Here is a 21,194-nt window from a genome sequence, read left to right as displayed (position 1 = left end):
TATTTTGCAAAATATAGTGGTTCTTTGTAAATATAGTGTTTGCTTATTTGAAAAATATGGCTTAATATTACGTTAAATAAAAATAGAGTCATTTATGAAAAAAATTATGCTAATTTTAGTTTTTTTATTTGTTTTTCAAGTTGATTATGCAAATACAAGTGATCCTCTTTTATCTCAAGCAAAAGAATATAGTTTGAATGAAAATTATTCTGATGCAATTAAAATGTATAAAGAATATTTGAATAATACTGATGATTTAGAACTTAAAAATGTTTATATTGAAATGGCAAATTGCTTTTTTAAAATAGATGATAAAGATTCAGCAATAAAATATATAAAAAAAGCCATCACAAAATATGGTTTTAATGAAGAAGACTTTATTTATAATAATGTTTTAGATTCTAAATTGTCAAAATATGCTTTGTCTGTTTTTTATGATGATTTAGATTCTCTTTACCAGAAATACAATGCGACTTTAAATTAAATTTTTTTAAATTTTACAAAAAAAAGGTTCCCACGTTATAATTATAGTGGGAACCTTTTTTGCATATAGTTTTTTATTTTTTAGATGTTTTCTCTCTAAATATTTGTTCTAAGTTTTTGTTTTTCAAATTTAATTGAAGAATTTTTAATTGCTTGTCTTGAGCAAAATCAAATATTTTAGATCTCATGTCTTTTTCAGATTCAAATGTTAATTCAAAATTTGTTTCATTTAAACTAATTACAGAAACTAACTCTGAGAATATTTTAAAATCTTCAATAGATATAGTTTTATCAAATTCTACTTCAATTACTTGTTTTGTTTGTTCCTTTACAAGAGTTTTTAAATTTTTGTCTTCAACTATTTTTCCGTTATTAATGATAATAACTCTATTGCAAATAGCTTCAACCTCTTGCATAATATGAGTTGATAAAAAAACAGTTTTGTCTTTGCCTATGTTTTTTATTAATTCTCTTATTTCAACTAATTGATTTGGATCTAGTCCAGTCGTAGGTTCGTCTAAAATTAATACTTCGGGATCATGTAATAAAGCACAAGCTAAACCAACACGCTGTCTATATCCTTTCGATAGTTGACCTATTTTTTTATTACTTTCAGGGGTTAATCCAGTTAGTTGTATGACTTCTTCAATTCTAGATTTCTTTACTTTATAAACATCAGCATTGAAAGACAAGTATTCTCTAATATATAAATCTAAGTATAATGGATTATGTTCAGGTAAATAACCAACAGATTGTTGAACCGATTTTGTAGCAGTCTCTATATCAAAATTGTTTACAGATGCTGTTCCAGAATCTGGAATTAAATAGGTAGTTAAAATTTTCATTAATGTAGATTTTCCGGCGCCATTTGGACCAAGAAAACCAACAATTTCTCCTTTCTTTATTGAAAAAGAAATAGTGTCTAGTGCTTTTTGAGTGCCATAGTTTTTAGAGATGTTTTGAACTTCTATTGACATAATAATCCAAGTTTTAGCAAAAGTAAAGTTTTTTAAATTAAAAATATTTTTTTAAAAAAGTATTTTAGAAAGTTTTTTTTTATAAATTAGCAGCTTCAAAATATATAGCAACTAATGTTAGTAACAACAACATTTTATTTTAACAATTCTTTTTATTTCTTCTGGAGACAGTTAAGGGATTGTTTTGCTATTATTTAATGTAAGAAAATAATAAATTATAACATACAATCCCGATTTTTTAATCGGGATTTTTTTTGTTTAAAATCGTATGAAACTAAAAGTAGCAATACAGGGAATTCAGGGATCATTTCATCATCAAGTAGCACATCAATACTTTGGTAGCTCTATTTCGTTAAATGAATGTTCCTCTTTTAATGAGGTAGTTAAAAGTCTGAAATCTAATACTTCAGATAAGGCGGTAATGGCATTGGAGAATTCTATTGCTGGATCAATATTACCTAATTATGCATTGATTGATAATAATAATTTACATATTATAGGTGAGTTTTTATTAGATATTCATATGAATCTAATGGTTCTACCAGGGCAAAATATTTATGATATTAAGGAAGTGCATTCACATCCTATTGCCTTATTGCAATGCGCAAATTTCTTCAATGAATATCCGCATATTAAATTAGTTGAAAGTTCAGATACAGCAATTACAGCGCAAAGAATACAAGAACAACAATTAAAAGGAATTGGTGCGTTAGCTAGTCCAGTAGCAGCTTCTATTTATAGTTTGGAAATAATAGCTTCGGGTGTTCATACTATTAAAAGTAATAAAACAAGATTCGTAATATTAAAATCTACAAACAAAGAAATTTCAAAAGAATTAATAACAAAAGCGTCTATAAAATTTGAGTTAGATGACACGTCAGGTGCTTTGGCTACAGTTTTGAATGTTTTGAATAATTGTAAGTTGAATTTGACTAAAATTCAATCAATGCCTGTAATCGAGACTCCTTTTAAATATGCTTTTTTCGTTGATTTAGTATTTGAAAAATATAAACATTTTGAGAAAGCGAAGAGCTTGTTAGAGATTATGACAACTCATTTTAAAGTTTTGGGTGAATACAAAAATGCCAAATTATGATAACAACAGCCAACAGACTCAATACGGCACAAGAATACTACTTTTCTAAAAAACTGAAAGAAGTTCGTCAACTAATAGCTGATGGAAAACCAATCATCAATATGGGAATAGGAAGTCCAGATTTGTTGCCTTCACCAAAAGTGATTGAAGCCATTCAAAAAGCCATGTTTGATGAAAAAGCACATGAATACCAAAGTTATCAAGGATTACCAGAATTAAGAAAAGAAATGGCAAACTTTTATCAATCACATTTTAAGATTGGTTTGGATTTTAATTCAGAAATTTTGCCATTAATCGGTTCAAAGGAAGGAATTATGCATATTTCAATGGCTTTTTTAAATGAAGGAGATGAAGTTTTAATTCCTAATCCAGGATACCCAACTTATGCAGCTGTTACGGAATTAGTTCAAGCCAAAACGGTTTATTACGATTTAAAGGATAAAACCAATTGGCAACCAGATTTCGAAAAGTTAGAACAACAAGACTTATCTAAAGTTAAACTAATGTGGGTGAGTTATCCACATATGCCAACAGGAGTTAACGGTTCATTAGAATTATTTGAAAAACTAATTGCTTTTGGAAAAAAACATAAAATTTTAATTGTAAATGACAATCCATATAGTTTTGTTTTAAATGAAAACCCAACATCAATCCTTCAAGTTAAAGATGCTAAAGACATTGCAATAGAACTAAATTCCTTAAGTAAAACTTATAATATATCAGGTTGGAGAGTTGGAATGGTTTTAGGAAATCCAAATTTTATAGAAGCAATTCTAAAAGTAAAAAGCAACATGGATTCTGGAATGTTTTATGGCATTCAAAAAGGAGCAATTGAAGCTTTAAAATTAGACAAGACGTGGTTTGAAACCCAAAATAAAGTGTACAAAAAGCGTAAAGATTTAGTAATTCAATTAGCTGAAAAATTAGGATGCGAAGTGGTTAAAAATTCCGTTGGATTATTCGTTTGGGCAAAATTACCAAGTCGTATAAAGTCTTCAGAAATATTTATTGATAAAATATTAATGGAAAAAAACATTTTCATAACACCAGGAACAATTTTCGGAAGTAACGGAAATGGATATATTCGTTTTTCATTATGTGTCACAGAAGATAAAATAAAGGAAGCAATTGCGAGATTTTAACTAAAAAATGTTGGAATTTTATGAAAGTTTATATAATAGGGATAGGTTTAATTGGAGGCTCAATGGCTTTGGATTTAAAATCACATTTTAAAAAAGCTATATTTTTTGGAATAGATGCCAGTGAAAATAATTTGGAAGAAGCCATAAAATTGGGGATTATTGACCAAAAAACAACTGAAGACAAATTAATTAACGCAGATTTAGTAATCGTTGCTGTGCCAGTTAACGTGGCTTTGGTAATTTTGCCAAAAGTTTTAAATGTGATTAATGATAATGCTCTTGTTATTGATGTTGGTTCAACCAAATTTCCAATATGTGAAGTTGTTGCAAATCACAAAAGAAGAAGGAATTTTTTAGCAACCCATCCAATTGCAGGAACAGAATTTTCCGGACCAAATGCAGCAGTCAAAGAGTTGTTTAAAGGCAAAACTAACATCATTTGTGAAGTAGAAAAAACAGCTTATAAACAACAAGAGATGGCTTTAGATTTATTTCAAAAACTAGGAATGAGAATTAGATATATGGATGCAAAATCACATGATAAACACATTGCTTATGTGTCACATTTATCGCATATAAGTTCATTTATGCTAGGAAAAACAGTAATTGAAAAAGAAAAAAACGAAAGAGATATTTTTGACATGGCAGGAAGTGGATTTGAAAGTACGGTTCGATTAGCTAAAAGTTCACCAGCTATGTGGACACCCATTTTCAAGCAAAATAAAACCAATATAATTGAAACATTAAATGAATACATAATAAATTTAACGAAATTTAAAGAATTACTTCAAAATGATAATTATGATGAGGTTTTCAATGAAATGCAGAATACAAATAGAATTAAAGAAATATTAAAGTAAATTGTTATCAGTTGTGTGTTATTGGCTTTAAAACAGACAACACACAACAGACGACCTACAACAAAAGAAATATGGAAAATAAAAAAGAAATGAGAACATGGTTAGATGATTTTAAACTAGATCATCCATTAGTTATTGCTGGTCCATGTAGTGCAGAAACAGAAGAGCAAGTACTTCAGATAGCAAATGAATTAAAAAATTCTGATGTATCTGTTTTTAGAGCAGGAATTTGGAAGCCAAGAACAAGACCAGGAGGATTTGAAGGAGTTGGAGCTATAGGTTTAAAGTGGTTGCAAAAAGCAAAAGCTGAGACAGGACTTTTAATGGCAACAGAAGTAGCAAATGCAAATCACGTTCAGTTGGCAATAGAACATGATATCGATGTTCTATGGATTGGGGCACGAACAGCAGTAAATCCTTTTGCTATTCAAGAAATTGCTGACGCATTAGAAGGAACAGATAAAATAGTATTATTAAAAAATCCTGTAAACCCAGATCTGTCCTTATGGATAGGAGGTTTAGAAAGATTATGCAATGCTAATATTAAAAAATTAGGCGTAATTCATAGAGGATTTTCTACTTATGAGAAAACGAAATATAGAAATAATCCAGAATGGCAAATAGCTATTGATATGCAAAATCGTTTTCCTGATTTACCATTAATATGTGATCCGTCTCATATAACAGGAAAAAGAGATATGATTCAAGAAGTATCTCAACAAGCATTAGATTTAAATTTTGATGGATTAATTATTGAAACACATAATGATCCAGATAACGCATGGAGTGATGCTGCGCAACAAGTTACACCTGATACGTTGAAAAGAATGTTCGTAGATTTGAGAGTCAGAAAAGAAACAGACGAAGAAACAGAGTATAATAATAAATTACTACAACTAAGAGCGCAGATAGATACTTATGATGATAAAATTATTGAAGTTATAGGAAATCGTATGCGAATTGCAGATGAAATAGGACAGCTTAAAAAATCTAAAAACGTGGCTATTCTTCAAAATAAACGATGGAACGAAATTTTAGGAAAAATGATTTTAACAGGAGAAGAAAAAGGACTGAGTGAAGAATTCATTTTAAAATTATACAAAGCAATTCATCAAGAAAGTATTAATCATCAGGAAAGAATTGTTAATAAATAATTATTGTTTTCGTATTAAAATTATACAAAGCAATTCATCAAGAAAGTATTAATCATCAGGAAAGAATTGTTAATAAATAATTATTGTTTTCGTAATTTTTTTCTGGCACAATAATTGTAATATTGCATTTTAAAAAAAATAATATTAAATTAAAAGTTTTAACACATGAAGAAAATTATTTTATTAGCGGTTTTTTTTGCTAGTTTTTTAGCAAATGCACAAGCAGACAAAATCTACAAACACAATGGTGAAGTTGTAGAAGGAAAAGTAAAAAAAGTGGAAGAGTATACCATTGTTTTTGTGTATAACGGAGAAGAAGCAGAAAATACAATTGGGAAATATGCAATTGAAAAAATTGTTTATGGAACAAGTGGACGTGAAGAAGAAGTAACAGAGAAAATTGTAATTAACAGTGAGAAAGATTGGGAGAAAGTAGTTATCTTGGAAGAGAAAAGCTATATCGCAGGTCTTAAAAAAGTGGATGAAGTAAGAGGGAAAACAGGATTAATTAATTTTCAAACAGGAAATACTGGAGATAAAAAAGCAGAGAAAAAATTAAAAATGGATGCGGCAAAATTAGGATGTGCGTTTATTTTATTAACTTCTGATAAAACAACAGTTGGAGCTAGTTCTAATCGTTTAGGTGGTTCACAAGCTGTTAAAAAAGGAGTTGCTTACAAATATTAAGAAACAATATGTTTTTTATACTAAATTAAGGTTGCTTTTTTAGCAACCTTTTTTATTTAATTAAAAAGTTACAATATCTTTGTGAAATGACAGGAATCGTTTACAAGTCTACAGGAAGTTGGTACACCGTAAAAACAAAAGACGGTAGTTTCTTAGATTGTCGTATAAAAGGCAAGTTTAGAATAAAAGGGATTAAGAGTACTAATCCAATTGCTGTGGGAGATATAGTTGATTATGATATTGAAAATACAACTGATGAAACTACAGGAGTAATTAATAATATCCATGATAGAAAAAACTATATTGTTAGAAAATCAGTAAATCTTTCTAAGCAAACTCACATCATTGCTTCAAATATTGATATTGTTTTTTTATTAGTTACGATTAATAATCCGCCAACTACTACGAGTTTTATAGATAGATTTTTAGTAACAGCAGAAGCTTATGGAATTGAAGCGGTTTTGGTTTTTAATAAAATAGATACATTTAATGAAGAAACATTAGATGAACAGTTGTTTTTGCAATATACTTATGAAAGTATTGGATATAAAATTTTAAGAGTTTCAGCAAAAGAAAACAAAGGATTAGAAAATCTTAAAAAAATGATGATGAATAAAGTTTCAATGTTTTCTGGTCATTCTGGTGTTGGAAAATCAACATTAGTTAACGCATTGGAACCAACCTTGAATTTAAAAACGAAACAAATTTCAGATTCACATTTACAAGGACAACATACTACAACTTTTGCAGAGATGTTTGACCTGTCTTTTGGAGCAAAAATAATTGATACACCAGGAATAAGAGGTTTTGGAGTTGTAGATATGGAAAAACAAGAAATAGGAGATTATTTCCCAGAATTTTTTGCATTAAAAGAAGGTTGTAAATTTAATAACTGTTTGCATAAGGAAGAACCTCATTGCGCAGTAAAAAAAGCATTAGAGAAAGATGAAATCTCATGGTCAAGATATAAAAGTTATTTGCAAATTTTAGAAGGAGATGATGAACATTATAGAGCAGATGATTATGCGGAAGATAGAAAAGCGAGTGATGAAACTAGAAAATCAGAATAATAAATGAGAGTAGTAATTCAAAGAGTTTCTGAAGCCTCAGTAAGAATAGAAAAAAAAATAGTAGCAGATATAAAAAAGGGATTATTAGTATTAATTGGAATTGAAGATTTAGATACTATTGACGATATCAATTGGTTGACATCAAAAATGGGAAATCTTAGAGTTTTTGAAGACGATAATAATATTATGAACCTTTCATTAAAGGATGTTAAAGGAGAAATGATTGTAGTAAGCCAGTTTACGCTTCATGCTTTAACAAAAAAAGGGAATAGACCAAGTTATATAAAAGCAGCAAAACCTGAAATAGCAATCCCATTATATGAATTATTTGTAAAACAAATGGAAACCGAATTGGGAAAAAAAATACAAACAGGGCAATTTGGAGCAGACATGAAAGTATCATTAATCAATGATGGACCAGTAACAATTATAATTGACACTAAAAACAAAGAATAAAAAACAAATATTTTTCTAAACATGAAATTAAATATACTGCTCTTTTTGCTAATAATTACAACTACTTTTTCTCAAAATGATTTAAGTTCTTTAACGGTTTCTAAAGAACTTAAAGAAAAAGCAAATAGTGTTGTTCGTCATCAAAATATTGAGATAGTTGTTAATTCTCAAAAATCATATAGAATAAAAAAGAAAAAAATAATTTCTGTTTTTAATGAATATGGATTAAAAAATATTGATGCAAAAGAATATTATAGTAATTCAGAAAGCGTGAATAGTATTCAGGCAATTATTTACGATTTAACAGGGAAAGAAATAAAGAAAATTAGAAGAAAAGATTTTAAAGATCAAAGTGTTGCAGATGGTTTTTCAATTCTAACAGACGGAAGAGTTGTGTATCTTGATTATACTCCAACTCAATATCCGTTTACAATAGTTTATGAAAGTGATGTAACAAGTTCAAATACAGCATTTATTCCAAGTTGGTACCCAATTGATGATTATTATGAAGCAGTAGAGAAATCAGAATTTAAAATTACATATATACCAGAATTAGGGTTTAAGTACAAAGAATTAAACTTAGGAAGTTATAATGTAGAAAAGAGTGAAGAGGGAAATACATTAAGCTATGTTGTAGAGAATATAATGGCAGAAAAGCCTGAAGATTATTCACCATCTTTTGATGAATTTATGCCAAAAGTATTGTTTAGTCTTGAGAAGTTTTCACTAGAAGGAGTAGAAGGAAGTGCAAAATCATGGGAGGAATTTGGAAAAATATGGTATAAAGAATTAGTTAATGATGACACAGAAATTAAACCAGAAACCTTAGCGGAAATTAAATCTTTGACTCAAGACGTTGAAAATCCAATTGAAAAAGCTAAAATCATTTATAAATATGTCCAAAATAAAACGCGATATGTTAGTATTCAATTAGGAATAGGAGGTTGGAAGCCAATGTCAGTTAAAGATGTAGACAAATTAGGATATGGAGATTGTAAAGCTTTGTCAAATTATACTAGAATCTTGCTAGAGAAAGTAGATGTTAAAGCTTTTTATACAGTTATTTATGGGGATTCAGACAAAAAAAATTTCGATAAAGATTTTGTTTCGAAACAAGGTAATCATGTAATACTGACACTACCTTATGAAAATAAAAATTACTTTTTAGAGTGTACAAGTCAAACAAATCCATTTGCTTTTGGAGGAGATTTTACAGATGATAGATATGCTTTAATGATTAAACCAGAAGGAGGCTTTATTTTAAAAACAAATGGATTTAAAGCAATTGATAGCTATCAGAATACTATAGGAAATTATATTGTAAAAGATAATGGAGATTTGGTAGGAAGCGTAGAAATTAAATCAGGAGGGATTCAATATGATAATAAAGCTTTTCTAACAAGAATGGATAATAATGATAAGTTATTAAAGCATTATAAAGAACGATTTTCATGGATAAATAGTTTAGAAATAAGTAATCTAAAAATTGAAAACGACCAAGAAAAAATAGAATTAATAGAGAAATTAAATATTAAATCGAATAAATATGTTACAACTGCGGGAAATTCTATTTTTTTTCCAGTCAATGTATTTAATAGAAGCACAAACATTCCTAAAAAATATAGAGATAGAAAAAATGCATTTCAAATTTCTAGAGGATTTCATGATAATGATGTAGTGGATGTTGTTTTGCCAGATACATATGAAATAGAATTTTTGCCAGAAGTAATGAAAATTGAAAGTAAATTTGGGGATTATTCATTAGAAATAGAAAAGACAGAAACAAATAAATTAAAACTGAAAAGAAGATTAACTATTAATTCTGGAAATTACAGCAAAGAAGAATACGAAGAGTATAGAATATTTCGTGAAAAAATAGCTAAAAATGACAACTCTAAAATTGTACTAACTCAAAAGAAAATATAATGAAATTTAACACCCTTATCCTTATTTTAATATTAGGGCTATTTACAAGTAATCTGTTCTCTCAGAAATATGAATTAGGAAAAGTTACAATTGAAGAATTGAAAGAATCAAGACATCCAATCGATTCTTCTGCCTCTGCTGCTATACTTTTTAAAAAAGGAGAGACTAAGTTTGAGTTGAATAATGATGGGGAATGGACAGTAATAACTGAAGTGCAATTTAAATTTAAAATATATAAAAAGGAAGGATTTGATTATGCAAATCAACAAGTTTACTATTATATTGGAGGATATAGAGATGAAACAGTTCATTTTAAAGATGCCATAACTTATAATTTGGTAGAAGGTAAAGTTCAGAAGACTAAATTAAAATCAGATGGAGAATTTAAAGAAGAGGTTAATACTAATTTTAGTGTTAGAAAAATAGCAATGCCACAAGTTAGAGAGGGTTCAATAATTGAATACTCATATACATTAAGATCTCCTCATATATCAAGTATTAACGATTGGTATTTTCAAAAAGAAATCCCAATAGATTATGTTGAATATAATGTCTATATACCAGAGTATTTTAGGTATAGAACAGTTATTAGTGGATATGAAAATATTGATATACGAAATGAAAATATTGTTACTGGTAATTTTGAACAACAAAAGTATATATATAAAATTAAAAATGTACCAGCTATTAAAAAGGAAAATTTTATTATTAATATAAATAATTATACATCTATTTTAAAATATGAATTAGCATCGATTAGTATTCCAAATAGAGCGAATAAAAATGTAGCTGTTGGATGGGATGATGTTGTTAAAAATATTTATGATAGCGAAAATTTTGGAGATGAATTGAAGAGTAAATCTTATTTTGAAGAAGATTTGAAAGAAATTGTTAATAATGCTTCAAATGAGAAGGAAAAAATTGTTATAATTTATAATTATGTACAAAATAGGATCTCATGGAATGGTAAACATGGAGTGTATACAGATGACGGTGTAAGAAGAGCGTATAAACAAAAAACAGGGAATGTAGCAGAGATTAATTTAATATTGGTGGCTATGTTAAAAGAGGCAGGAATTGAAGTAAATCCAGTTTTGTTAAGTACAAGAGATAATGGAATTGCATTATTTCCAAATAGGTTTGCATTCAATTATGTTGTCGCTGGAGTAGAGGTTTTAAATGATGTTATTTTGTTGGATGCAACTAATAGAAGCACACCTATTGGCTTATTACCTTTAAAAGCGGTTAACTGGAAAGGAAGGATAATGAGAGAAAGAGGTAGTTCAAATGAAATTAACCTTTTGAATGTTCCTTTTTCAAATGATAATGTAATTGTTCTTGCAGAAATTAATGAAGAAGGGGAAATTAACGGAAAACTAAGAAGACAATTAACAAATTATAATTCTTTTTTACATAGAGAAAATTATGGTTCAGTTTCACAAGATAGCTATATAGAGAAATTAGAGAATAAATATAAAGGAATTAGCATAAAGGAATATAAGGTTGATAATTTGAAGCATTTAGAAAAAGATGTTATAGAAACATATTCTTTTACGGAGAATAATGTTGTAGAAATAATAGGAGACAAAATGTATATATCACCATTATTGTTTTTTACACTTAAAGAGAATCCTTTTAAAACAGATGAGAGAAAATATCCAGTAGATTTTTTATTTCCAATGAAAGACACATATAAAATTTCATTAAAAGTTCCAGAAGGGTATCAGGTTGAATATATACCGACTGCTTCAAATCTTATCATGGAAAATGAATATGGTTTTTTTAGATATAATATATCAAGTGTTGGAGCGAATATTCAGTTAGTGGTAAGTTTAGATATCAATGCTTTTTATATCCCATCAAATGCTTATCCTGCATTGAAAAACTTTTTTAAAATGATGGTAGAAAAACAAGCAGAAAAAGTAATCTTGAAAAAGAAATAACAATATGAATATTAAAAACGCACAACAAGAAGTTGATAATTGGATAAATGAACATGGTGTTCGCTATTTTAATGAATTAACAAATATGGCTCAATTGACGGAAGAAGTAGGTGAGGTAGCCAGAATTATAGCTCGTCGTTATGGAGAACAATCTGAAAAAGAATCGGATAAAAATAAAGACTTAGGGGAAGAATTAGCAGATGTTGTTTTTGTTGTGTTGTGTTTAGCAAATCAAACAGGTATAGATTTGCAAGCTGCTTTTGATAAAAAAATGGATATAAAGTCTAAAAGAGACCACGATCGTCATCATAATAATCAAAAATTAAAATAAATTGAGCTGGATTTTATTAATTATTGCAGGACTATTTGAAGTAGGATTTGCAGCATGTTTAGGAAAAGCAAAAGAAACAACTGGAAATACCTCTTTGTTTTGGTATCTAGGTTTTTTAATTTGTTTATCTATTAGTATGATATTGTTAGTAAAAGCCACAAAGGAATTGCCTATTGGGACGGCGTATGCTGTTTGGACAGGAATCGGAGCAGTAGGAAGTGTGTTGGTTGGAATTATTGTTTTTAAAGAACCAGCATATTTTTGGAGAATTTTCTTTTTAACAACTTTAATTTTGTCGCTTGTAGGATTAAAAATGGTCTCTAAATAATGAATATAAAATTAAACACAGCTATTTTAGATAGCAAGTCAAGAATTGCAATTACAGGATCTAAATCAGAGACAAATAGATTATTGCTACTGAAAGCTTTATATCCAAATATTGACTTAGAAAATATTTCAAATTCTGATGATTCAGAAATGATGACTAATGCGTTGTCTAGAGATGAAAAGATTAAAGATATTCATCATGCAGGAACTGCAATGAGATTTCTTACAGCTTATTTTTCAATTCAAGAAGGAAAAGAAATAATACTTACTGGTTCTTCAAGAATGAAAGAAAGACCAATAAAAATATTAGTAGATGCTTTAAGGCAAATAGGTGCTGAAATCTCTTATGAAGAAAATGATGGGTTTCCGCCAATTAAAATTAAAGGACAGAGATTAGAAAAGAGTAAAGTTACTTTAAAAGCAAATGTTAGTAGTCAATATATTTCAGCTTTATTATTAATTGCTCCAAAATTAGAAAATGGGTTAGAGCTTGTTTTGGAAGGAGAAATTACATCTGTTCCTTATATAAAAATGACTTTAGAACTTTTAGAAGAAATTGGTATTGAAACGTCTTTTGAAAAGAATATAATAAAGGTAAATCCAAAAACAGAAATTCAAAAATATCGATTTGTAATAGAAAGTGATTGGTCATCTGCGTCTTATTTTTATTCAATTGTTGCGTTGTCTAAAGAAGGAACTAGTATTGAATTGTTAAGCTATAAAGCAAATAGTTTACAAGGGGATTCTGTTTTGGTCGATATATATAAAGATTTTGGAGTTGAAACAAAATTCATAAATAATTCAATAGTTTTAGTTAAAAAGAAACAAAATCCAATCCAATATGTGACTCATAATTTACAATCTTCGCCTGATATAGCTCAGACTATTGCTGTAACTTGTTTCGGATTAGGAATTAAATGTCATCTAACAGGATTGCATACTTTAAAAATTAAAGAAACCGATCGATTAGAGGCATTAAAAACAGAATTATCTAAATTAGGTGCGCAAATTTCAGTTACCAATGATAGTTTGATTTTAGAGCCATCTAATAATGTTATAGCAAATTGTAAAATAGCAACATATCAAGATCATAGAATGGCTATGGCTTTTGCTCCATTAGCATTAAAATCTTCAATAATTATTGAAGATTCTGAAGTAGTCTCAAAATCATATCCAGATTTTTGGAATGACTTGAAAAAAATTGGTTTTAAGATGGAAGAAATTTAAAGAATAAAAAGTATTCTTAAAATAAACATCATTTTACTTGACAACGCCTATTTCACAATCGTATATTTGCAAACTGATTTTTAAAATGTTAAAGGAAAAAACCTTGAACTTTTAAACTTTTAAACTTTTAAACTTTATTTTAATGAAATTATCTCATTTCAGTTTTAATTTACCAGACGAGTTATTAGCAGAATTTCCAGCAGAAAATAGAGACGAGTCTCGTTTAATGGTTGTAGATAGAAAAAAAGGAACTATCGAACACAAATTTTTTAAAGATATTATTGATTATTTTGATGATGGAGATGTAATGGTGTTAAACAACACAAAAGTATTTCCAGCACGGTTATATGGTAATAAAGAAAAAACAGGTGCACGTATTGAAGTTTTTTTACTTAGAGAACTAAATGCAGAACAACGTTTATGGGATGTATTAGTTGATCCTGCTCGTAAAATCCGTATAGGAAATAAATTGTATTTTGGTGATGATGATTCATTAGTTGCAGAAGTAATTGATAATACGACATCTCGTGGAAGAACATTACGATTCTTATATGATGGATCTTATGAAGAGTTTAGAGAGAAATTAGTTGAATTAGGAGAAACTCCTATACCAAAATATATAAACAGAGAAGTTGTTCCTGAAGATGCTGAACGTTATCAAACTATTTATGCAAAAGAAGAAGGAGCAGTAGCAGCACCAACGGCTGGACTACATTTTTCTAAGCATTTATTAAAACGTTTAGAAATTAAAGGAGTAGATTTTGCAGAAGTAACATTGCATGTTGGATTAGGTACGTTTAATCCAGTTGAAGTAGAAGATTTGTCAAAACATAAAATGGATTCTGAAGAAATGAATATTTCTCAAGAAGCTTGTGATATAGTAAACAATGCAAAGAAGAATAAGAAAAAAGTATGCTGTATTGGAACAACTTCAATGAGAGCGTTAGAAAGTTCTGTTTCTTCACAGAGAACATTAAACCCATATGGTGGTTGGACGAATAAATTTATTTATCCACCTTATGATTTTAGTATTGCAGATTGTATGGTTACTAATTTTCATACTCCAAAATCTACATTATTAATGATGGTTTCTGCTTTTTGTGGTCATGATCTAATGAAAAAGGCTTACGAAGAAGCAATCAAAGAAAAATATAAATTTTATTCTTACGGTGATGCAATGTTAATCATCTAAGAAATAAAAAGTAAATATAAAATCTCATCTTTAATCGGATGAGATTTTTTGTTTTTAAAATAATGCTAATTCATTAAAAAGCATTATTTCTCATTTGTTTTTATTTTTTGTCTTTCTCTAAAAAAATGTATTTTTACAATTAAATATAATATAATGGATTTCCAAAATACAAGAGAATTTGCAAAGCAGTTAGATAGCCAAGATGAATTGGCAAAGTATAGAGATGAATTTATTTTTCCTCAAGTAAACGGTAAAGATGTAATATATTTTACAGGTAATTCACTCGGCTTACAACCCAAAAGTGCTAAAAAATATGTGGACGAAATAATGAACGATTGGGCAAGTTTAGCTGTTGAAGGACATTTTTATGCTGATAAACCTTGGTGGGATTATCACGAACGATTTTGTCAACCATTAAGTGAAATTGTAGGAGGAAAACCAACAGAAGTTGGGGTAATGAATACTTTGACAGTGAATTTGCATTTACTGATGGTTTCTTTTTATCGTCCTACACAAAAAAAATATAAAATCATTTGCGAAGAAAAAGCTTTTCCTTCTGATCAATATATGTTTCAAAGTCAAATAGATTTTCATTCTAAAAATATCGGATTTAATTCAAAAGAAGCTTTAGTTGAGATTAAAAGAAGAGAAGGAGAGCATAACATCCGTCTAGAAGATGTTTTATCTAAAATTGAAGAAGTAGGAGACGAGTTGGCTTTAGTCCTTATAGGAGGTGTAAATTATTATACAGGACAAGTGTTTGATATAAAAACCATTACTGAAGCAGGGCATAAAGTAGGAGCATATGTAGGATGGGATTTAGCACATGCAGCAGGGAATATAGAATTGAAATTGAATGAATGGGGAGTGGATTTTGCAGCTTGGTGTAGTTATAAATATATGAATTCAGGGCCAGGAAATGCTTCAGGGTATTTTGTTCATGAAATGCATCATGAAGATGCTGAATTATCTCGATTTGGAGGTTGGTGGGGACATAATAAAGAACGTCGTTTTTTAATGGAACCCGTTTTTGATCCAGCAAAAAGTGCAGATGGATGGCAAATTAGTAATTTACCTATTTTATCTTTAGCACCTTATTTGGCTTCGGTAAATATGTTTGCGGAAATAGGAATGCAAAAATTAATTAAAAAAAGAAATAGTATTACAAGTTATTTAGAGTTTGTTCTTCATGAAATAGATAAAGAAATAGAAGGAATTAAGTTTGAAATTATTACACCATCAAATCAACAAGAAAGAGCATGTCAGTTATCGGTTTATTTACATGGACAAGGTAAAGAATTGTTCGATTATCTTATGAAAAAAGGAGTGATAACAGATTGGAGAGAACCTAATGTTATACGTTTAGCACCTGTGCCATTATATACTTCTTTTGAAGATATGTATGAATTTGGTCAAATATTGAAACAAGGAATTTGTGAATAATTTAATTAATTAAATATATTTTTACTAATTTTTTAATATATTTACAAAATATATAGCAATAGTAATGAAAACAAAAATACTATTAGTTGTCATTTTTACAATGACAATTTTTTTTCAAGTAAATGCACAAGAATCTCAAAGAGAATCTTTGGCACTAAAGTATATTAAAGAAAACGCAAGAGAATTTCAAATTAATCAAGATCATAGTTTCAAACTTAGTTTTGTTAGAAAAGGATTGGCTGGAGAAACATTAAGATTTCAACAGATGTTGAATGATGTGCCAGTTTTTGGAGGAGAAATCGTTGTAAATTTTAATAAAAAAGGTGAAGTAGCATATACTTCTAGTAGTTATAACAAAGAAATAGAGATTATAAATACAGATCCTAAAATTAGCAAAGAGAAAGCAATTTTAATTGCTGATGAAAAATTAAATTATAATGGATTAGTGACTTTTCAAGAAGTAAAATTGTATGTATATGCTCTTGACGGAGAAACAAAACTGGTTTATAGAACAATTACTCATGCTGAAGATCTAATAGGAAGTTGGGAGGTTTTAGTAGATGCTAATTCTTCAGATGTTCTAAGCGTTAAAGATATTGCTATATATTGTGGGCATGAATGTAAAGAAAACCATAATCATCAAATAGATAATAAAGTTGTAAAAAAGAAAAAAAAAGCTTTTTTAAGTGTAGAAAAAAATAATACTCTAGCATTTACAACAGGTACTGCAATGGTGTTTTTATCTGATCCATTATCGGCTGTAGGAGTTTCTTATGGAGGGCAATATATAGATAATAATGACGCAACAAATGCATCATTAGATGCAGCAAGAGCATTAGTTAATTTGCCAGAAATCGAAAATAATTCAGGAGTTTATAAGTTAAAGAGTTCTTACGTTGAAATTAAAGATTTTGAAGCGCCAAATAAAGGGTTATTTACTCAAAATACATCGAGTTTCTTATTTAATAGAAATCAAGATGGTTTTGAAGCTGCAAATGTTTTTTATCATTTAGATAATAATATGAGATATATTAATGAAGAGTTAGGAGTGATTTGTCGTCCATTCTTAAACTCTGGAGTCTTATGGTTTGATCCCTCTGGACTTAGCGGATCAGATAATTCTTATTATTTAGGAGGGAGTAATTCATTAGCTTTTGGAGAAGGATGTGTTGATGACGGAGAAGATGGAGATGTGATTTGGCATGAATTAGGACATGGTTTACATGATTGGTTAACTGGGGGTAATTTATCTAGAATCAATGGGTTGAGTGAAGGAAGTGGAGATTATTGGGCGCAATCAAACAGTAGAGCATTAAATCAATGGACTCCTGCTGATGCGGCTTATCATTATATGTTTAATTGGGATGGACATAATCAATGTTGGGGTGGAAGAACAACGAATTATTCAGCAACTTATCCAGGAGGACTTACAGGTGCTGTAAATACGACAGAGGGAAGTATTCATCAAGATGGACAAATTTGGGCAACAACTTTAATGAAAATTTGGGATGTTTTAGGAAGAACTAAAACAGATATCGCATTTTTAGAAGGTTTAGCACTTACAAATAGTTCAACTAATCAAAATCAGGCAGCAATAGCTGTTAGACAAGCAGCTATTAACATGAATTATAGTTGTGCTGATGTTAAAGTAATGACAGAAAAATTTACCAATGTTGGCTATACAATGCCAGCAATTCCTTTAACAATTAATTGTCCAGAAGAACAAACGGTGAATGCAGATGGAGCAGGAAATTATGTTTTACCAAGTTTTGCCAACTTAACAAATGCTATTAATTCAAATTGTGATGCTACAGTAACACAATCTCCAGCAGTAGGATCTACTGTTGGTGTAGGTTCACACACAATTACAATGACTGCAAACGGTTCTGTGAACTGTAATTTTATATTGAATGTTGAAACAGCATTAGATGCTGAAGATTTTATAAAAAGATCGCAAGTTGTTTTATATCCTAATCCAGCTTCTTCTACAATAACTATAAAAGGAAATTTTGTTAATTTAGAAAAAATAGTAATCTATAATATTTTAGGTCAGGAAGTTATGGATGGAGTCGTTTCTGGAACTGAAACAAGTTTGAGTATTTCAACATTGTCAGATGGAGTATATACATTACGTTTTGTTGATTCTAATGAGTCATTAAAATTTGTAAAAAAATAGAACAGTGTTTTTAAAATATTACTAAAAGCCGAAAAGTAATTACTTTTCGGCTTTTTTCTTTTAAAGTGATTAATTAGCAATTATATTTGTTTAAATTTTTTTAAAATGACAAAACAGCAAATCATAGAAAATTTTGATCCAAGTCAGCCAGGGTTAGCAGATGCAACTATTTTTGGATTACCATTTTCAGCAGAACAATCAGAGATTATTGTAATTCCTGTTCCATGGGAAGTTACAGTAAGTTATGGAGCAGGAGCTTCTGAAGGTCCAGAGGCTATTTTAGATGCTTCTTTTCAAGTAGATTTATTACATCAAGATTTTCCTGAGTTATGGAAATTAGGAATTTATATGGATGAAGCCCCTGAAAATTGGGCAAAAAATTCTGAAAAGTATAAAGGATTAGCGCAGCCTATTATTGAAGCGTTAGAAAACGGAGAAGATATTTCAACTTTTCCTGCTTTGCAGACAGATTTAGATAAGATTAATAAAGTATGTAGAGAATTGCATACTGAAGTAAAAGAACGAGTTCTTTTTTGGATAAAAAAAGGAAAGAAAGTGGTTCTTTTAGGAGGAGATCATTCCACTCCATTAGGTTATTATGAAGCTTTAGCTACTCAACATGAAGATTTTGGAATCTTGCATTTAGATGCTCACATGGATTTAAGAATAGCATATGAAGGATTTACTTATTCTCATGCTTCAATAATGTATAATGCATTACAATTGCCACAAATTTCGAAAATAGTTCAAGTTGGAATTCGTGATTTCTGCGAGCAAGAAGTTGATGTGGTAAATAAAGAAAATGGTAGAGTTTTAGTTCACACAGATTTAGATTTGAAAAAACAGCTATTTGAAGGAAATACATGGCAGCATTTATGTGATCAAATTATTTATTCATTGCCACAAAAAGTATGTGTTTCATTTGATATAGACGGAATGAATGCATTATATTGTCCAAATACAGGAACACCTGTTCCTGGGGGATTTACTTACGAACAAGCGGTTTACTTATTAAATAGATTAGTAGAATCAGGTAAAGAAATTATCGGATTTGATTTAGTAGAAGTAGCGCCAGGAGAAAATGATTGGGATGGAAATGTAGGAGCAAGGATGTTATTTCAAATGTGTGGGGTCTTTGCAAAGTCCCAAAATATGGAAGTTGGAAAAAAGATTGAATTTAAGAAATAAGTTAATTTCAATTTAAAAGTAAAAGAAAACCAGAGGGAAAATGTTCTTTCTGGTTTTTTATATGGAAAAAACTGTTCTTCTTGTGGGTTTAAGTTTTATTAATTCAGTATTTTTGTACTTTAATATTTATAGCATATTTTCATGCAAAACCCAAAAGAAATTGCAGTAGTTGGAGCAGGTTTAGTAGGCACATTATTAGCAATATATTTAAAAAAAGCAGGTCATATCGTTCATGTGTATGATAGAAGTCCAGATATCAGAACTGTTGAATTTTCAGGACGTTCTATTAACTTGGTTATGTCAAATAGAGGTTGGAAAACCCTTGAAGATATTGGTTTAGAAGATGAAATAAGAAAAATAGGAATACCAGTTGATAAAAGAGGAATTCATTTAAAAGATGGAACTTTTACCACACAAAATTATGGTAAAGAAGGTGAAGCTATTTTTTCACTTTCTCGTGGAGTTTTGAATCGAAGAATGATTGATTTGGCTGAAGAAGCAGGAGTTAAATTCATGTTCAATAGAAAGATTTGGGATGTTTCTTTGGCAACAGCTACTTTGTATGAAGGCGAAACAGAACAAGGAGAATGGTCACCATTGAAATATGATATGGTTTTTGGTGCTGATGGAGCTTTTTCAAGGATTCGCCATCGTATGCAACGTCAATCCATGTTTGATTATTCGCAAGAATTCATGAAACTAGGATATAAGGAACTGCATATTCCTGCAAACCCTGATGGAACACATAAAATTGATAAAAACTCACTTCACATTTGGCCAAGAGGCAATTTTATGTTGATGGCATTATCCAATTTAGATGGAAGTTTTACTTGTACTTTATTTATGCCATTTGAAGGAGAAAATTCATTTGAACAATTAAAAGATGAAGCTACATTGGTTGATTTCTTTGCTAATTATTTTTCAGACACAAAAGAAGTAATTCCAGATTTGGTTAGAGATTTCTTTAAAAATCCAACCAGTTATTTAGCTATTATGAAATGCTATCCTTGGACGTATGAGGATAAAGTTGCGTTGATAGGAGATTCATCTCACGCCATTGTACCTTTTTATGGTCAAGGTATGAATGCAGGATTTGAAGATATATCTGTTTTGAATGAAATGATGAATAAATATGGTGATGATTGGAAAACTATTTTTGCTGAATATCAAAAATCTCGAAAACCAAATGCTGATGCAATAGCTGAACTTTCCAGAAGAAATTTTGTGGAAATGAGTTCAAAAACAGCAGATGAAAAATTCTTATTACAAAAGAAAATTGAAAAATGGTTCTCAGATAAACATCCTGACAAATGGTTACCACTTTATAGTAGAGTAACTTTTAGTTTACAACCTTATGCAGAAGCTCTAGCCATTGGAGATAGGCAAAATGAAATTATGGAAGAAATTCTTTCAATGGAGCATATTGAAGAAAATTGGCAAACAGAAGTTGTAGAACATCGTATTTTATCACTTTTAGCCGAAAAAATGTCCTAGAAAAGCGTACAAGTTTTAAAAA

Annotated in this window: 19 protein-coding genes; 18 read left to right on the top strand and 1 reads right to left on the bottom strand. The window is 29.3% G+C overall.

What is annotated here, in order from left to right:
- The first annotated feature begins 94 nt into the window (after positions 1-94).
- Positions 95-484 (top strand): tetratricopeptide repeat protein, encoded by a 390-nt coding sequence (locus tag LXD69_RS03575; protein ID WP_045971016.1) that lies wholly within the window; start codon positions 95-97, stop codon positions 482-484.
- A gap of 73 nt (positions 485-557) precedes the next feature.
- Here the strand turns inward: LXD69_RS03575 and gldA are convergent, their stop codons facing one another.
- A complete protein-coding gene (gene gldA, locus LXD69_RS03570) occupies positions 558-1,460 on the bottom strand; it encodes a gliding motility-associated ABC transporter ATP-binding subunit GldA (RefSeq protein WP_045971018.1) in 903 nt (300 codons plus the stop codon).
- 268 nt (positions 1,461-1,728) lie between these two features.
- On the opposite strand from gldA, the gene LXD69_RS03565 reads away from it, so the two are divergent.
- The 17 genes from LXD69_RS03565 (at position 1,729) to LXD69_RS03485 (ending at position 21,172) form a co-directional block, all read left to right on the top strand.
- Positions 1,729-2,556, top strand: a complete 828-nt coding sequence (locus LXD69_RS03565) for a prephenate dehydratase (RefSeq protein ID WP_045971020.1) — start codon at positions 1,729-1,731, stop codon at positions 2,554-2,556.
- Entirely contained in the window at positions 2,553-3,698 is a 1,146-nt protein-coding gene (locus LXD69_RS03560) for a pyridoxal phosphate-dependent aminotransferase (RefSeq protein ID WP_246917629.1), read from the top strand. The genes LXD69_RS03565 and LXD69_RS03560 overlap by 4 nt, the downstream gene beginning before the upstream one ends.
- Positions 3,699-3,718: 20 nt before the next feature.
- Positions 3,719-4,558: a prephenate dehydrogenase gene (locus tag LXD69_RS03555; protein ID WP_246917627.1), complete on the top strand. Its 840-nt coding sequence runs from the start codon at positions 3,719-3,721 to the stop codon at positions 4,556-4,558.
- Positions 4,559-4,629: 71 nt separating this feature from the next.
- Positions 4,630-5,712: a bifunctional 3-deoxy-7-phosphoheptulonate synthase/chorismate mutase type II gene (locus LXD69_RS03550; protein WP_246917625.1), complete on the top strand. Its 1,083-nt coding sequence runs from the start codon at positions 4,630-4,632 to the stop codon at positions 5,710-5,712.
- A gap of 165 nt (positions 5,713-5,877) precedes the next feature.
- On the top strand, positions 5,878-6,399 hold the full coding sequence (locus LXD69_RS03545) for a hypothetical protein (RefSeq protein ID WP_045971027.1): 522 nt from the start codon (positions 5,878-5,880) through the stop codon (positions 6,397-6,399).
- Between the two features lie 86 nt (positions 6,400-6,485).
- Positions 6,486-7,469: a ribosome small subunit-dependent GTPase A gene (rsgA, locus tag LXD69_RS03540; RefSeq protein WP_045971029.1), complete on the top strand. Its 984-nt coding sequence runs from the start codon at positions 6,486-6,488 to the stop codon at positions 7,467-7,469.
- Positions 7,470-7,472: 3 nt separating this feature from the next.
- Complete coding sequence (gene dtd / locus LXD69_RS03535) at positions 7,473-7,925, top strand: D-aminoacyl-tRNA deacylase (RefSeq protein ID WP_246917623.1); 453 nt, start codon at positions 7,473-7,475, stop codon at positions 7,923-7,925.
- A gap of 21 nt (positions 7,926-7,946) precedes the next feature.
- Positions 7,947-9,851, top strand: a complete 1,905-nt coding sequence (locus tag LXD69_RS03530; protein ID WP_246917621.1) for a DUF3857 domain-containing protein — start codon at positions 7,947-7,949, stop codon at positions 9,849-9,851.
- Positions 9,851-11,794 (top strand): DUF3857 domain-containing protein, encoded by a 1,944-nt coding sequence (locus LXD69_RS03525; RefSeq protein ID WP_246917619.1) that lies wholly within the window; start codon positions 9,851-9,853, stop codon positions 11,792-11,794. The genes LXD69_RS03530 and LXD69_RS03525 overlap by 1 nt, the downstream gene beginning before the upstream one ends.
- 4 nt (positions 11,795-11,798) lie before the next feature.
- Positions 11,799-12,125 carry a nucleotide pyrophosphohydrolase gene (locus LXD69_RS03520; protein WP_045971038.1) on the top strand — a complete coding sequence of 109 codons (327 nt, stop codon included), beginning with the start codon at positions 11,799-11,801 and terminating at the stop codon, positions 12,123-12,125.
- A 1-nt stretch (position 12,126) separates the two neighbouring features.
- The gene (locus tag LXD69_RS03515; RefSeq protein WP_045971040.1) at positions 12,127-12,453 is read left to right on the top strand and encodes a DMT family transporter; all 327 of its coding nucleotides are present in this window, start codon (positions 12,127-12,129) and stop codon (positions 12,451-12,453) included.
- Positions 12,453-13,679 (top strand): 3-phosphoshikimate 1-carboxyvinyltransferase, encoded by a 1,227-nt coding sequence (aroA, locus tag LXD69_RS03510; RefSeq protein WP_246917617.1) that lies wholly within the window; start codon positions 12,453-12,455, stop codon positions 13,677-13,679. Before LXD69_RS03515 ends, aroA begins: the two co-directional genes overlap by 1 nt.
- Before the next feature lie 142 nt (positions 13,680-13,821).
- Positions 13,822-14,871, top strand: coding sequence for a tRNA preQ1(34) S-adenosylmethionine ribosyltransferase-isomerase QueA (gene queA, locus LXD69_RS03505; RefSeq protein WP_045971044.1), 1,050 nt, complete (start codon positions 13,822-13,824; stop codon positions 14,869-14,871).
- Between the two features lie 153 nt (positions 14,872-15,024).
- Positions 15,025-16,314 carry a kynureninase gene (gene kynU, locus LXD69_RS03500; protein WP_246917615.1) on the top strand — a complete coding sequence of 430 codons (1,290 nt, stop codon included), beginning with the start codon at positions 15,025-15,027 and terminating at the stop codon, positions 16,312-16,314.
- Positions 16,315-16,378: 64 nt separating this feature from the next.
- The gene (locus LXD69_RS03495; protein WP_246917613.1) at positions 16,379-18,490 is read left to right on the top strand and encodes a T9SS type A sorting domain-containing protein; all 2,112 of its coding nucleotides are present in this window, start codon (positions 16,379-16,381) and stop codon (positions 18,488-18,490) included.
- A gap of 105 nt (positions 18,491-18,595) precedes the next feature.
- Positions 18,596-19,678: an agmatinase family protein gene (locus LXD69_RS03490; protein WP_246917611.1), complete on the top strand. Its 1,083-nt coding sequence runs from the start codon at positions 18,596-18,598 to the stop codon at positions 19,676-19,678.
- Positions 19,679-19,819: 141 nt separating this feature from the next.
- Positions 19,820-21,172, top strand: a complete 1,353-nt coding sequence (locus LXD69_RS03485) for an FAD-dependent oxidoreductase (RefSeq protein ID WP_246917609.1) — start codon at positions 19,820-19,822, stop codon at positions 21,170-21,172.
- The last annotated feature ends 22 nt before the right edge of the window (positions 21,173-21,194 follow it).

It is taken from the genome of Flavobacterium sediminilitoris (assembly GCF_023008245.1).
GTDB classification, from domain to species: Bacteria; Bacteroidota; Bacteroidia; order Flavobacteriales; family Flavobacteriaceae; genus Flavobacterium; species Flavobacterium sediminilitoris.
The sequence above is the reverse complement of the archived record's forward strand: the minus strand, read 5'-3'. Positions and strand labels throughout refer to the sequence as shown.

Coding starts and splice junctions, on each gene's coding strand:
- LXD69_RS03575 (WP_045971016.1), top strand. CDS start 95: ATGAAAAAAATTATGCTAATTTTAGTTTTTTTATTTGTTTTTCAAGTT.
- gldA (WP_045971018.1), bottom strand. CDS start 1,460: ATGTCAATAGAAGTTCAAAACATCTCTAAAAACTATGGCACTCAAAAA.
- LXD69_RS03565 (WP_045971020.1), top strand. CDS start 1,729: ATGAAACTAAAAGTAGCAATACAGGGAATTCAGGGATCATTTCATCAT.
- LXD69_RS03560 (WP_246917629.1), top strand. CDS start 2,553: ATGATAACAACAGCCAACAGACTCAATACGGCACAAGAATACTACTTT.
- LXD69_RS03555 (WP_246917627.1), top strand. CDS start 3,719: ATGAAAGTTTATATAATAGGGATAGGTTTAATTGGAGGCTCAATGGCT.
- LXD69_RS03550 (WP_246917625.1), top strand. CDS start 4,630: ATGGAAAATAAAAAAGAAATGAGAACATGGTTAGATGATTTTAAACTA.
- LXD69_RS03545 (WP_045971027.1), top strand. CDS start 5,878: ATGAAGAAAATTATTTTATTAGCGGTTTTTTTTGCTAGTTTTTTAGCA.
- rsgA (WP_045971029.1), top strand. CDS start 6,486: ATGACAGGAATCGTTTACAAGTCTACAGGAAGTTGGTACACCGTAAAA.
- dtd (WP_246917623.1), top strand. CDS start 7,473: ATGAGAGTAGTAATTCAAAGAGTTTCTGAAGCCTCAGTAAGAATAGAA.
- LXD69_RS03530 (WP_246917621.1), top strand. CDS start 7,947: ATGAAATTAAATATACTGCTCTTTTTGCTAATAATTACAACTACTTTT.
- LXD69_RS03525 (WP_246917619.1), top strand. CDS start 9,851: ATGAAATTTAACACCCTTATCCTTATTTTAATATTAGGGCTATTTACA.
- LXD69_RS03520 (WP_045971038.1), top strand. CDS start 11,799: ATGAATATTAAAAACGCACAACAAGAAGTTGATAATTGGATAAATGAA.
- aroA (WP_246917617.1), top strand. CDS start 12,453: ATGAATATAAAATTAAACACAGCTATTTTAGATAGCAAGTCAAGAATT.
- queA (WP_045971044.1), top strand. CDS start 13,822: ATGAAATTATCTCATTTCAGTTTTAATTTACCAGACGAGTTATTAGCA.
- kynU (WP_246917615.1), top strand. CDS start 15,025: ATGGATTTCCAAAATACAAGAGAATTTGCAAAGCAGTTAGATAGCCAA.
- LXD69_RS03495 (WP_246917613.1), top strand. CDS start 16,379: ATGAAAACAAAAATACTATTAGTTGTCATTTTTACAATGACAATTTTT.
- LXD69_RS03490 (WP_246917611.1), top strand. CDS start 18,596: ATGACAAAACAGCAAATCATAGAAAATTTTGATCCAAGTCAGCCAGGG.
- LXD69_RS03485 (WP_246917609.1), top strand. CDS start 19,820: ATGCAAAACCCAAAAGAAATTGCAGTAGTTGGAGCAGGTTTAGTAGGC.